Annotated in this window: 10 protein-coding genes; 4 read left to right on the forward strand and 6 right to left on the reverse strand. The window is 74.0% G+C overall.

Going from position 1 to position 13,563, the window contains the following annotated elements:
* Nucleotides 1-14: 14 nt before the first annotated feature.
* Nucleotides 15-1,055: a LacI family DNA-binding transcriptional regulator gene (locus FB454_RS02225; protein ID WP_145822358.1), complete on the forward strand. Its 1,041-nt coding sequence runs from the start codon at nucleotides 15-17 to the stop codon at nucleotides 1,053-1,055.
* A 1-nt stretch (nucleotide 1,056) separates the two neighbouring features.
* Here the strand turns inward: FB454_RS02225 and FB454_RS02230 are convergent, their stop codons facing one another.
* From FB454_RS02230 to FB454_RS02255, 6 genes are all read right to left on the reverse strand, one after another.
* Nucleotides 1,057-2,979, reverse strand: a complete 1,923-nt coding sequence (locus FB454_RS02230; RefSeq protein ID WP_357234060.1) for a glycoside hydrolase family 127 protein — start codon at nucleotides 2,977-2,979, stop codon at nucleotides 1,057-1,059.
* Nucleotides 2,976-3,893, reverse strand: a complete 918-nt coding sequence (locus tag FB454_RS02235; RefSeq protein ID WP_145822359.1) for a carbohydrate ABC transporter permease — start codon at nucleotides 3,891-3,893, stop codon at nucleotides 2,976-2,978. Before FB454_RS02235 ends, FB454_RS02230 begins: the two co-directional genes overlap by 4 nt.
* A 3-nt stretch (nucleotides 3,894-3,896) precedes the next feature.
* A complete protein-coding gene (locus FB454_RS02240) occupies nucleotides 3,897-4,814 on the reverse strand; it encodes a carbohydrate ABC transporter permease (protein ID WP_013476350.1) in 918 nt (305 codons plus the stop codon).
* A gap of 27 nt (nucleotides 4,815-4,841) precedes the next feature.
* Complete coding sequence (locus tag FB454_RS02245) at nucleotides 4,842-6,137, reverse strand: ABC transporter substrate-binding protein (RefSeq protein ID WP_145822360.1); 1,296 nt, start codon at nucleotides 6,135-6,137, stop codon at nucleotides 4,842-4,844.
* Nucleotides 6,138-6,456: 319 nt separating this feature from the next.
* Nucleotides 6,457-7,098, reverse strand: a complete 642-nt coding sequence (locus FB454_RS02250; protein WP_145822361.1) for a hypothetical protein — start codon at nucleotides 7,096-7,098, stop codon at nucleotides 6,457-6,459.
* A gap of 64 nt (nucleotides 7,099-7,162) precedes the next feature.
* A complete protein-coding gene (locus FB454_RS02255; RefSeq protein ID WP_013286972.1) occupies nucleotides 7,163-7,507 on the reverse strand; it encodes a hypothetical protein in 345 nt (114 codons plus the stop codon).
* Nucleotides 7,508-7,802: 295 nt separating this feature from the next.
* Here FB454_RS02255 and FB454_RS02260 point away from each other — a divergent pair, with 295 nt between their 5' ends.
* From FB454_RS02260 to FB454_RS02270, 3 genes are all read left to right on the forward strand, one after another.
* A complete protein-coding gene (locus FB454_RS02260; RefSeq protein WP_145822362.1) occupies nucleotides 7,803-9,017 on the forward strand; it encodes a cellulose binding domain-containing protein in 1,215 nt (404 codons plus the stop codon).
* Nucleotides 9,018-9,306: 289 nt separating this feature from the next.
* Nucleotides 9,307-11,499, forward strand: coding sequence for a BTAD domain-containing putative transcriptional regulator (locus FB454_RS02265; RefSeq protein ID WP_145822363.1), 2,193 nt, complete (start codon nucleotides 9,307-9,309; stop codon nucleotides 11,497-11,499).
* Nucleotides 11,496-13,547, forward strand: a complete 2,052-nt coding sequence (locus tag FB454_RS02270) for a BREX system ATP-binding domain-containing protein (protein WP_145822364.1) — start codon at nucleotides 11,496-11,498, stop codon at nucleotides 13,545-13,547. The genes FB454_RS02265 and FB454_RS02270 overlap by 4 nt, the downstream gene beginning before the upstream one ends.
* Nucleotides 13,548-13,563 lie beyond the last annotated feature (16 nt).

The raw sequence follows: 13,563 nt of genomic DNA on the forward strand, positions 1-13,563 counted from the left end.
CCTCGCCCGAGTCGATGAGGACGCCGGAGGACACACCCGTGCCGAGGCACTCGATCATGCGCGACGTCGCGCGGCTGGCGGGGGTGTCGAACCAGACGGTCTCCCGGGTGCTCAACGCGCACCCGCACGTCCGGGACGACACCCGCCGCCGGGTGCTGGCGGCGGTGCGGGCGCTGGACTACCGCCGCAACCCGGCGGCCCGCGCGCTGGTCACCCGCCGCTCCGGGACGCTCGGCATCATCGCGTACGAGAGCGCCCTGTACGGCCCGACCTCCATGCTGTACGCGATCGAGGGCGCGGCCCGGTCCGCCGGCTACTTCCTGACCGTGGCGGGACTGCGCGACCTGGACCGCCGGTCGGTGCTGGACGCGGTGGACTGGCTGCGCGCGCAGTCGGTCGAGGGCATCATCGCGATCGCCCCGAAGCCGGTCGTGGCCGCCGCGCTGGCCCAGGTGTCCGACGGCCTGGCGGTCGTCGGCGTGGGCGGCGGGCACGACGAGGCGGTGCCGAACGTCCAGATCGACAACGCCGCGGGCGCCCGGCTGGCCACCCGGCACCTGCTCGACCTCGGGCATTCCACGGTGCATCACGTGGCCGGCCCGGCCGACTGGCCGGAGGCGACCGAGCGGACCGACGGGTGGCGAGCCGGCCTGCACGCCACCGGCCGGCCGTCGCCGTACGCCGTGCCGGGTGCCTGGACCGCCCGGGCCGGCTACACGCAGGGCCGGCGACTGGCCCGGGATCCGTCGGTGACGGCGGTCTTCTGCGCCAGCGACCAGATCGCCCTGGGGGTGCTCCGCGCTCTGCACGAGGCGGGCCGGCGGGTGCCGGACGAGGTCAGCGTGGTGGGCTTCGACGACATGCCCGACGCGGGCTACTTCCTGCCCCCGCTGACCACTGTGCGGCAGGACTTCGCCGAACTCGGCCGGCGCAGCCTGGACCTGCTGCTGGCCCAGCTCGACGCGGGCGGGGACCGATCGGCGCCCGGACGCGTGCTCCTGACGCCCGAACTCGTCGTGCGGAACAGCACGGCGGCGCCCCCGGCGGCGCGCTGAGTCAGCCGGCCGGCAGCCAGACCCGCATGGTGGACGGCCCCCGGTTGGCCCAGGAGTGGTACGCCACGAGCGGGACCTCGACCGGTTCCGTCACCGCCTCGGCCGGCGGTACGGCCGTACCACGGTAGGGCCAGTCGTGGTCGGGCCAGTCGAGCCGCAGGCAGCGCACCGACACCCGGTCGCCGGCGCTCCGGGGCGGCCGGCTCGTGTCGACGTGCAGCCCTTGCAGGTCCGCGCCCGGCGGCACGTCCACCGACTCGACCGCGAGCACCAGCGGCCCGCGTTCCACCGCCACGCATCCACGGACCGCGTCGATGCGGGGATCCGGGTACGTGAACCGGGGCTGCACCGGCAGGCTCAGCACGACCTCGTCCCCGCTCCGCCACGTCCGGCGCTCGGTGACGTAGCCCGGATGCGCGGTGCGGGTCCGGCCACCGACGGTCAGCGTCGCACCCCGCCCCGCCCAGTCCGGCACCCGCAACGACAGGGTCCAGGGCCGCTCGTCGTCGCTGTCGATCCGTACCCGGACCATGCCGTCGTCCGGATAGCCCGTGGTGACCGTCAGGTGCCGCTCGCCCCCGTCCGGGGTGCGGTGGGCGACGGTCGCCGGCACGTACTGGTGGATCTGGAGGCCCTCGTCGTCGGTGGTCGCCACGTACGCGCCGAGGCCGGCCAGGGTGCGCGCGACGTTCGTCGGGCAGCACGACACCTCGAACCAGGGCGCCCGCTGGGCCGCCTCGGCGCGGATGCTCAGCCGGTCGTCGTCGGGACGGGTGCCGAGTTCCCGGCGGTGCAGCGTGTTGGTGTAGAAGAACGCCCGGCCGTCGGCCGCCGGGGACGCCGCGACCACGTTGAACAGGGTCCGCTCGATGAGATCGGCACAGCCGGGGTCGCCGGAGGCGAGCAGCAGCCGCCAGGCCAGCATCACCGAGCCCACCGCCGCGCACGTCTCGGAGTAGGCGCGGTCGGGCGGCAGCACCCAGTCGGCGCCGAACGCCTCGTCCTGGTGCCGGGAACCCTGCCCGCCGGTGAGGTAGGTCCGCCGGGCCACAGCGGTACGCCACTGGTGGCGTACCGCCTTCATCAGCCCCGGGTCGTCCCGCTCGATGGCGACGTCGACCGCCCCGCAGGCCAGGTAGTTCGCGCGGACCGCGTGTCCCCGCAGCACCGTCGCCTCGCGTACCGGCGTCTCGTCCTGGAAGTACTCGCGTCCCCACTCCACGTCCCCCAGCCGGCCGTGGCCGCGCCGGTCGAGGAAGAGCGCCGCCTGGGCCAGGTAGCGGTCGTCGCCGGTCGTGCGGGCGAACTCGACGAGCGCGGTCTCGATCTCCGGGTGCCCGCACAGCCCGTCGAGCCCGTCCGGCCCGAACGTGTCGCAGATGTTGTCGGCGACCCGCCGGGCGACCGCCACCAGCCCGTCGTCGGCGTGCGGACGGGTCCGGGCCCGGGCGACGGCCGCCTGGAGCAGGTGGCCGGCGCAGTAGAGTTCGTGCCCGTGCCCGAGGTCGGACCAGCGCGGTGGTTGCCCCCGGTGCCCGAACCGCGTGTTGAGGTAGCCGTCGCCGTCCTGCGCCCGGGCCACCCGGCCGACGACGCGGCCGAAGACCGACTCCAGCCGCGGGTCGCCGCTGCGGCCGATCTCCCACGCCATCGCCTCGAGGTACTTGTAGACCTCCGAGTCGGAGAACTCGCGCCCCCGGCGCCCGCCGGCCGGCCCGCCGGAGGCGACCAGGTCGAAGTTGCGGATCCAGCCCTCCCGCTCCAGCCAGTGCCCGATGTGCCCCAGGCTCGCGTCCGCGTTGACGGACTGCCGGTCCGCCCAGAATCCGCCGGTGATGCGTACTTCACCGAGCCCGAGCGGCCGGAACCGGCCGCGCGTCGGCAGGACAGGTGCGGCGGCGGGCACGCTACGAGCCATGGTCATCCCTTCACCGCGCCGGACATGAAGCCGCGCACGTAGTGTCGTTGGAGCAGCAGGAACAGCACGACGCACGGCAGGGCGAGCACGACGACACCCGCTTCGGTCGCGCCGTAGTCGACGACGCCCTGGGTCTGGCCGCGAAGGTTGGCCACCGCGAGTGGCAGGGTCATCCGCTCGGAGTCGTTGATGAGGATCAGCGGCGCCATGAAGTCGTTCCACGAGGCGAGGAACGCGAACAGTCCGACGGTGATCAGGCCGGGCTTGACGGCCGGGATGAGCACCCGGCGCAGCGCGCCGAACGACGAGCACCCGTCGACCATCGCCGCCTCGTCGAGTTCACGCGGCACCGCCTCGAAGGAGATCCGCATCAGGAACGTGGAGAACGGGAGCTGGAACATGGTGAGCACCAGGGCGACGCCGACGAGCGAGTTCTGCAACCCGACCCGGTTGAGCAGGACGTAGAGCGGGATGAGCAGGGTCGCGTACGGCACCATCAGGATGGCGAGGGTGAGCAGGAACAGCGCGTTGCGCCCGGGGAAGCGGAACCGTGCGAACGCGTAGCCGCCCAGGAGGGAGACGGCCAGGGTGAGCACGACCGTCAGGAGCGACACCAGCGCCGAGTTGGCGAGATAGCGCCCCACGCCCGCCTGATATCCGGCCAGGGTCGCGTAGTTGCCGAACCCCCAGCCCTGCGTCTGGCCGGTCCCGGCTTGCGGGGACACCGACGCGACAGCCGTCCAGACCAGCGGGAAGAGGAAGATCAGCGCCATCCCTCCGGTGAACACCCAGTACGGCGTGCGCAGCGCCACGCCGGCGACGGTGAGACCGTCCGGCCTGCGCGCGGCGGCCGGCGCCGGGGCAGGACGCTGGGGCGTCTCGTCCACAGGGGTGCGGGCGGAACGGGAGTCGACGGCCATGGTTCAACGCTCCTCGGGCCGGAAGGCGCGCAGTTGCAGCGCGTTGAGCAGGACCAGGGCCACCAGGACGACGACCGACAGCGCGGCGGCGACGCCGAGGTCGTTCTGGCCCTGGAACGCGATCATGTAGATCAGCTGCACGACGGTGACGGTGCTGTTGTCCGGGCCGCCCTTCGTGAGGATGTAGAACTGTTCGAACGCGAGCAGGGAACCGGTCACGCAGAGCACCGTCGTCAGCGCCAGCGTCGGGCGCAGCAGCGGCAGGGTCACCCGCCGGAACGTCTGCCAGCGGCTCGCGCCGTCCGCGCGCGCGGCCTCGAAGACGTCCGCCGGGATGCTCTGGAGGCCGACGAGCATGAGCACCATGTAGAAGCCGGCGTAGCGCCAGACGACGAGGAAGACGGTCGACAGGAGCGCCGCGTTCGGTGAGCCGAGGAACGTGACGTCCAGCCGGCGCATCACCGGCGCGAACGGGCTGGCGTACGGCGAGTAGATCACGTAGAACAGCAGGGACGCCGAGGCCAGCCCGAGGGCGCCGGGGACGAGGAACGACGCGCGCAGCAGGTTGTTCCACCGGCTCGACTCCTGTACGAGCAGTGCCAGCCCCAGCCCGAGCGCGATCAGCAGCACCGTCGCGAGCAGTGTGTACTTGACGGTGAAGACGACCGAGTCGCTGAAGAAGCGGTGGCTCACCGCCCGGGTGACGTTGTCGGGCGCGTTCAGTCCCTGGTCGCCGGCCAGCAACGGCCACCTCGACGCAGCCATCTTGAGCACCAGCAGCAGGGGAACGGCGAACAGCGCTGCGACGAAGGCCGCTGTGGGTGCGGCGAACAGCCAGCCGAGCAGCGCCTGCCGGCGTCCGGAACGGAAGCGGCGGCGGGCCGTCGCGCGGCGCGGATCCGGTGGTGCGGTGACCTCCATGGCAGCTCCTCGCTCCCCCGCCGCGGCCTACTGCTTCAGGACGGCGGTGATCTGGTCGTTCTGCTTCTGGATGTCGCCGCCGCCCTGGAGGACCTGGCCGCGGACCAGGGCGAGCCACGGGCTGCCCGGGGCGTTGAAGGCCTGCTGGAAGTTCAGGGCGACCGGGGTGTCGCCCTTGCCGGCCACCTCGTTGACGATGACCAGGCGAGGATCCCGCGCGGCGTACCTGTTGTCCGCCAGGTCGGAGCGCGACACCACGTCCTTGTTCTTCGCCAGCACCTCCACCTGGGCCTGCTCCGACATCAACCAGTTGAGGAAGTTCCAGGCCTGCCCGGACTTCCGGGAGTCCTTCGACACGCCGATGCCGTCGCCTCCGACGAATGTCGACGCACCGCCGTCGGGGCCGGGGATGCCGGCCACCCCGACGTCGAACGGCGTCGAGGAGAGCAGCGTCGCCGGATAGAACATCAGGCCCACCTTGCCCTCGGTGAAGGCCGCGGTCCAGGTCGGACCGGTCTCCCCCGCCGAGGACGGCAGGACCGCGCCGGAGCGCCACAGGTCCGCCCAGGTGCGGTAGACCTTCTCTGCGGTGTCTCCGGCGAGTTCGGAGGTGGTGCCGTCCGGGCCGAGCACCTCGCCGCCCGCCGCCCAGATCGACGGGAACCAGGTGAAGGCCAGGCAGCCGCCGCAGTTGAGGCCGGTGGCGGTGCCGTAGACACCGTCCCTCCCGATGGCCTGGACGGCCTTGGCGGCCGTGGCGTACTCGGCGAGGGTCGCCGGCGCCCGGTCCGGGTCGAGCCCGGCCTCCCGGAACAGCTTCTTGTTCCAGAACAGCATCGACAGGTCGAGCACGAACGGCAGCACGTACTTCCGGCCGTCACGCGTACCGGCGGCGAGGTGGCCCTTGTTGACCGAGTCCTTGAAGTCGAGGCCGTCGATGTTGGTGCCGAGGTCCTGGAACAGTCCCTGGCTCACCCAGTTCGGCACGTACACGATGTCCGCGGCGAACAGGTCCGGCAGGCTGCCGGAGCCGGCCGCCGCGCCCACCTTCGCGACGTAGTCGTCGTTGGGGACGACGGTCAGCGCGACCTTGTTCCGGTGGCTGGCGTTGTACGCCTCGACCAGCAGCTTCGCCTGCTTCTCGAGCGGCGCCCGGGTCCACAGCGTCAGCTTGCTGCCGTCGTCGAGCCCGTTCGGGCCGGCCTGGGCCAGTGCCCCGTCGTCGCCGCCGTCGTCGCCGCACGCCGCCGCGCCGAGAACCAGCACGGCCGCCGTGAGCCCGGCCAGCCACCGCCGTCCGCGTCGGCTCGGTGTGATCGTCATGTCGGCCTCCCGTTCTCTGAGGGACCCGGAGCCGGCTCCACGGCTGAAGCGGTAAGCGGTTGCCGATGCCGGCCCTCGGGCTCAGCCCGGCGAGGTGGGCCGAGAATTCTCCGAAAACCTTTTCGGAGAATTCTCGGCGTCCACTTAGGCAGGTGTCAATACCTCGATCCGGAGGGTGGCGTGTGGCGCCCCGCCGCACCGGCACCCCCGGCCGGCCACCGGGTCAGCTCACCGCGCCCGGCGCCGCCGGCGTCACGGCCCCGGTCAGGCTCCGGGGGCCGGCGCGGGTCGCGGCGACGGGCCGGGCGTTGCGGCCGGGTCACCGTGGGCGGCGAGCGACGCGGCCTACGCCGGCCGGGGCGGTCACCGCGTACCACGCACGGATCCCGTACGCGCACAGCGCGCCGACCACGAGGGGTCCGGCGATCCACAGCGCCGCACCCGCCCAGCCGATGCCGACCGAGCCACCGACGGTCGCGACGGTCACGAGCACGCCGGGCATCGCCACGAAGACGCCGGTCAGGTAGCGCCACCACCGTGCACCGGCGCCTCGCCGCATCGCCCACGGCACGAGCGCCGCCGCGCCGGCGAACCGTGCCGCGCCGCGGGACCGGCCCCGCAGCACGAGCGGCGCGGCCACGAGGAGCGCCGGCAGCAGCGTGAGCAACGCGATGCCGGGGCCGAACCGCCGGACGACGCCCTGTTCGCCGGAGTCCGCGCCGAGCGGGTCCACCGGCACCGCGGACGGCAGCAGGAAGCTCACGCACACGGCGATCAGCACACCGGCGGCCACCGCGACCACTGACAGCGTCCGGGCGGCCCGCTCCGCGCCGTCCCGGACCGACAGGCCCAGTTCCTCCCGCGCCTGGCCCGCCACCGCGCTCGGTGCGCCGAGACCGGCGAGGATCTCGGCGGTGTCGCGTCCGCTGTCCAGCGCGTCGGCGATGTGCGCGCAAGACATGTGGCGCGAGGGGTCCGCGGCACGCCGCGCTCGGCGTACCGCGGACCGGCGTCGCGGGGGTCGGTCAGAGCGTCTTGTACGAGCCGAAGGTGCCGCGCGTCGTCCAGCCCCGGAACAGGCCGAGCCCGTACCCGTGCCCGCTGCAGTCGGCGGACTGGTAGCCGATGACGTTCTGGAAGCCGCCGCTCCAGCCGAGCAGCCAGTCGGCGTCGGCCGGGAACGGGCGGCACAGGTCGTCCGGCGCGGCCTGCCGGGCGACCACGGCGAGCGGATCGCTGGAGTAGAAGACCAGGCCCGTGTCGGGGTTCGGGATCGTGGCCGGCTCGGCGGCGGCGGGCGCGGCGAACAGCGGGACGGTCAGGGCCGCGGCGGCGAGACCGGCGGCGATTCGCATGGTGGACGTGCGCATTCTGTCCTCCAGGGACGGTGGGCGGCCAAGAGGGGGCGGCGGTTTCCCACCCCGTCAGGAGCGATGCGCATCGATGCCAACGGTGCCGCAGGAAGGTTGAGTTGTCAACCAAATCAGTGTCAGGCATCGACCAACGTGTATTGACACATTTTGTTACGGCGGTGATAGTAACTGCAAAAGCTCCCGCCGGTCCCTCCGCGGGGACGCATCGCGGCGGCGCCACACCGACGTGGCCGACCCACCGCCACCACCACCATCCAGGGAGCGCCGTCACGACGTGTCCCCTGGAGGGCGCATGAGAAGACGATCGAAGATCTACGCGGGGCTCGCAGCCGCCCTCGTCCCGCTCGCCTCCGTGGTCGTGGCGCTCGGCGCGACACCCGCGGGTGCCGCGATCGGCGGCTCGGGGCCCTACCCCGCTGACTACGAGACCTCGTCGAGCCTGCCCAACCACACCATCTTCCGGCCCCAGACGCTCCCGTCCGAGCGCCTTCCCGTCCTGGTCTGGGGCAACGGCGGCTGCTCGGCGAACGGCCTGTCGCAGGGCAACTTCCTGCGCGAGATCGCCTCCCACGGCTTCCTCGCCATCGCCAACGGCGCACCGAACGGCTCCGGCTCCACGAACGCCCAGATGCTCACCCAGTCCATCGACTGGGCCGTGGCGGAGAACTCCCGGCCGGGCAGCAGGTACTACAACCGGATCGACACCACGAAGATCGCCGTGGCCGGGTTCTCCTGCGGTGGCCTGGAGGCGTACGCGGTCTCGAACGACCCGCGCGTCACCACCACCGGCATCTTCAGCAGCGGCCTGCTCAACGACGCCGACGACTACCAGCTGCGGCGACTGACCAAGCCGATCGCGTACTTCGTCGGCGGGCCGAGCGACATCGCGTACCCGAACGCGATGGACGACTGGGGCAAGCTGCCGGCCGGGCTGCCCGCCTTCATGGGCAACCTGAACGTCGGGCACGGCGGCACGTACGACCAGCCCAACGGCGGCGAGTTCGGCCGGGTCGCGGTGCTCTACCTCAAGTGGCGCCTGAAGGGCGACGTCGGCGCCGGCGCGAACTTCGTCGGCCCGGACTGCGGTCTGTGCCGCAGCCAGTGGAGCGTCCAGCAGAAGAACCTGACGCTGGACGGCCCGCCGCCCACCACTCCCCCGCCCACGACCCCGCCACCCACCACGCCCCCGCCCACCACTCCGCCGCCGGGTGGGGCCTCCTGCACCGCCGTCTACGCCGTCCAGGACCAGTGGAACGGTGGCTTCGTCGCCAACGTGACCGTGACCGCCGGGAGCACCGCGCTGACCGGCTGGCGCGTGACGCTCACCCTGCCGGGCGGCGCCGCGATCAGCTCGTTGTGGAACGGCGTGCCCAGCGGCACCAGCGGCACCGTCACCGTGGCCAACCAGAGCTACAACGGACGGCTGGGCGCGGGCCAGAGCACCACCTTCGGATTCCAGGGCACCGGGACCGGCGGCGGCGCCACCGCCACCTGCGCCGGTAGCTGAACCACCTCGGCGGGGCCAGCGTCGGACCCCGGCCCCGCCCGAGGTGAGTATCGTCTCGCCGGGACGCCCGGCCGCCCGCCGGTCCGTCGTGGACGGTTCGGGCCCGCCCTCGGGAAGACTGCCTGCTAGCGCTACCGGCAGCGGCCGGAGATGAACGCGACGTACACCGGAAAGCCCTGCGCCGTAAGCCTTTCCGCCATCCACACGAAGTTGACATGGTAGATGGTTGGGCTAGGGTTCCGCCGAACGGTTGTCACCGAGGCAGGTATCCGGTCACCACGAGGACGGCATGACGGCACAGTGCAGTGGCTTCGACATCCGCTTGCTGGGCAATCTCCGGATCACGTACGCCGGGCGGGAACTGCCACTGCGCTCGGCTCAGCGCCGGGCCGTCTTCAGCGCGCTGGCGCTCACCCCGGAGCGGGGCCTGTCCCGGGACGAGCTGATCACCGCCGTCTGGGGTGACCACCCGCCGGCCAGCGCGACCGGCAACCTCTACACGTACGTCTCCGCCCTGCGCCGGATGCTCGAACCGGACCGTGGCAGGTGGTCCTCCGGCCGGGTGCTCACCTCCGAGGGCGGCAGCTACCGGCTGCACCTCGACGCCGACGCCGTCGACGTGCACCGCTTCGAGCGGTTGCGCGAACGCAGCCGCGCGCCCCGCGCCACCGGGGACACCGCCGGCGAACTGGCCGCCCTGGACGCCGCGCTCGCGCAGTGGCGGGGCGACGAGGCGCTCGTCGGCGTACCGGGACCACGGGCCGCCGGCCACCGGATCCGGCTGGGCGAGCTGTACCTGACGACAGTGGAACGGCAGGCCGAGCTGATGCTGGGCCTCGGACGCGGCGCCGAGGTCGTCGACCGCCTGCTCGCGCTCGTCGGCCGCCACCCGGCCCGGGAGAGCCTGTACGCGGTGGCGATGCGCGCGCTCGCCGCGCAGGGGCGTACCGCCGAGGCGCTCGCGCTCTACGCCACGCTGCGGGACCGGCTGGTCGAGGAGTCGGGCACCGAACCCGCCGCCGCCGTCCGGCAGATCCACGAACAACTGTCGGCCGGCACCGCGACCCCGGCACGCGGCCCCGGCCCGGCCCCGCGGCGGCACCCCGGCTTCCGGGGCCGCTCCGCCGCGCTGGCCCGGCTGCGGTCGGCGGTCACCGGCCTGGCCGGCGGACGCGGCGGCAGCGTCTGGATCAGCGGCGAGGCGGGCATCGGGAAGTCGGCGCTGCTGGCCGAGGGGCTGAGCGGCGCGGCCCCGCTCGGCGTCCAGGTCGGCTGGGCCGTCGGCGACGAGCTGGCGTACCGGATGCCGTTGAGCATCGTGCTGGAGTGCCTCTCCCTGGGCAACGACGCGGACGGCCTGCCCGCCTCGCTGCACGCCTGCACGGCCGGGGCACCGCCGACCATGACCGTGATCGACACGGTGCAGCGGTTCGTGGTGGCGCGGTGCGCCGAACGGCCGCTGCTGCTGGTCCTGGACGACCTCCAGTGGGCCGACGACATGTCGCTGCTGGTCTGGCACGCGCTGCACAAGCTGACCACGCGGTTGCCGCTGCTGCTCGTCTCGGCCGCCCGCCCGGTTCCGGCCGGATACGAGGTGCGGCTCCTGCGCCGGGTGCTGCCCCGCGACGGCACCGCGCTCGTCGAACTCGGCCCGCTCGACGACGACACCGCGACCGCGCTCGTACGCGACTGGTCCCGTCCGCCCGGCCCGGGCGCCGGCACCACCCGCTCGTTGGTGGCGGCGGCCGCCGGGAACCCGTACTACCTTCGTCATCTCGTCCTCGCCGACCGTGACGGCCGGACGGCCGACACGCCCGGACCCGAGCTGACCGACGCGGTCTCCCGGCACCTGCAACCGCTCGCCGACGACACCCGTCAGTTGCTGCGGGCGATCGCGTTCCTCGGCAACAACTACCTGGTCGCCGACCTGGCCGCGGTCACCGGCAAGTCGGCGCCGGAACTCGTGCCCGCGGTGGAGGAGTCGCTGGCCGCCGGGGTCCTCGTCGAGGACGGGCGTCGCCTGCGGTTCCGGCATCCGGTCCTGCGCCGGGTCCTGCGCGGCGCGATCCCGACCGCGCTGCGGGTGCTGATGCACAGGCAATTCGCCCAGCGGCTCGCCGAAGCAGGTGGCGACCTCGGCCGGGTCGCGGGCCAGTTGCTGGCCGGACCGGTGCCGGTCGACGCCTGGGTGCAGGACTGGCTGACCACGCACGCCGCGCAACTGGGCGCCGTCGCCCCCGCGCCCGCGATCGCGGTGCTGCGGCACGCCGTCGCCTCGCCCGGCCTCTCCGCGCCGTCCCGCGAGCTGCTCACCGCGGAACTGGCCCGGGTGCTGCACCGCTGCGGGCTGCCCGCGGGCGCCGAGGCGAGCTGGGTGTCGGCGCACACCGGGGACGCCGCGACGCGCGCCGAGATGAGCCGGATCGCCGGCCCGGGCGGGCCGTCCCCGAGCGTCGGACCGGCGGTCGTCGGGCACCGGTGAGGAGACTGCGCGTCACCGTTCTGGGGCCGGTACGCGCCTGGAACGGCGAGGTCGAGATCGACCTCGGACCGGCCCGGCGGCGGGCCCTGTTCGCGATGCTGGCCGCGAACGCCAACCGCCCGGTCACCCGCGCCGAGCTGATCCGGGCGCTGTGGGGCGACTCGGCGCCGAGCGCCGCGGCGGGCAACATCTACACCTACGTCTCCGGCCTGCGGCGCAGCCTGGGCCCGGCCGGGGGGATGCTGCGCTCCGGCCGCGCCGGGTACACGTTGCGCCTCGACCCGGGCGCGCTGGACGCCGACCGGTTCGAGGCGCTGTGCGAGGCCGCAGTGGCACCGGCCGCGGCCGGGCGGCCCGCACCGGCCGTCGCGCTGCTCGACGAGGCGCTCGCGCTGTGGCAGGGCGAGCCGTACGCGAACGTCACCGGACTCTTCGCCGACCTCGACCGGCACCGCCTGACCGAGATGCGGATCGCCGCGGCCGAGCGGCGGGCCCGGCTGGTCCTGACCGGCGGCGGCGACGACGCGCTCATCGCCGACCTGACCGCACTGGTCCGCGACCACCCGCTGCACGAGCCGTTCCACGAGCTGCTGATGTGTGCGCTGCACCGGGCCGGCCGGGGCACCGAGGCGCTCGACGTCTTCCACGCGGCGCGCCGGGTGCTGGTGGACGAACTCGGGGTCGAGCCCGGCCCGGCGCTGCGCGAGTTGCAGAGCCGGATCCTCGCCGAGCCGGCGGCGGCCCCTCCGGCCGTACCGGTGACGCCGGTAGCGGAGGTGCCGGCAGCGGTGGCCGCGCCGCCCGTACCGCAGCGGGGCCGGCTGGTCGGACGCGACGCCGAACTGGCGCTGCTGCGCGACCTGCTGGACGCGGTGGGCGAGGGCCGCAGCGCGATCGTGTGGATCGAGGGTGAGCCGGGCATCGGCAAGTCCGCGCTGCTCGACGCGGCGCTGCACGAGGCGCGTGCGCGGGGCCACCGGGTCGCGCGCGGCAGCGCCGAGGAACTCAGCAGCCGTATCCCCCTGCACGTGATGCGCCGGGCGCTGCGCCTGGAGGACGCGCCGCACGACGACCCGGCGACGGCTGTCGACCGGGTGCTCGACCACGTCCGCCGGCTGACCGCCGAGGGCCCGCTGGTCCTGGCCGTCGACCATCTCCAGTGGGCCGACGAGGTGAGCCTGCTCGCCTGGGAGCGGCTGGCCGCGCTGACCCGGTGGCTGCCGCTGCTGCTCGTCGCGACCGCCCGGCCCGAGCCCGGCCGCCGCGACCTGGCCCGGCTGCGGCGCGGCGTGAGCACCCGCGCCGGGCACCTGATCCGGCTCACTCCCCTGCCCCCGTCGGACATCGAGCAGATCTTCGGCCGGACCGTCGGCGTGCCGCCCGGCGCCACGCTGCGGTCGCTGGCGCCGCTGGCCGCCGGCAACCCGCTGTACGCCCGGGAACTGGTCACCGGCCTCGTGGCGGAGGACGGGGTACGGGTGGTCGACGGGCTCGCCGAGGTCGACGCGCGAGCCGACGACATGCCGCGCTCGCTTCTGGACACCGTGCGGGCCAGCCTCGACCACCTCTCCCCCGGCGCCCGGGAGGCGCTGCGCTACGCCGCCCTGCTCGGCGACGAGTTCGCCGTCACGGAGGTCGCGGCGGTCACCGGGCGGACCCCGTTCGACCTGATGGCCGACCTGGAGGAGGCGGTCGCCGCCGACGTCCTCGTGGACGCGGGCAGCGATCTGGCGTTCCGGCAACCGGTGCTGCGGCGGGCCCTCGCCGGCAGCATCCCCGCCGCGCTACGGCCGACGCTGCACCGGCACGCGGCGCAGGCGCTCGCGGACAACGGCGGCCCCGTCACCCGGGTCGCCGACCACCTGCTCGCCGGGCCGCCCGAAGTGGACGAGTGGCTGGTGGGCTGGCTGGTCGCGCACGGCGCCGAGCTGTCCCGGCAGGCCCCGGAGGCGGCCCGCGAGCTGGTACGCCGCGCCCTGGCGAGCCACCGGCTGCCGCCGGCGCAACGGGCGACGCTCGCCGCCCTCCTCGACGGTCTCGACCGGTAGCGCCTCGGCGCCCGGC

This window comes from Micromonospora sp. CNZ297, assembly GCF_007827625.1.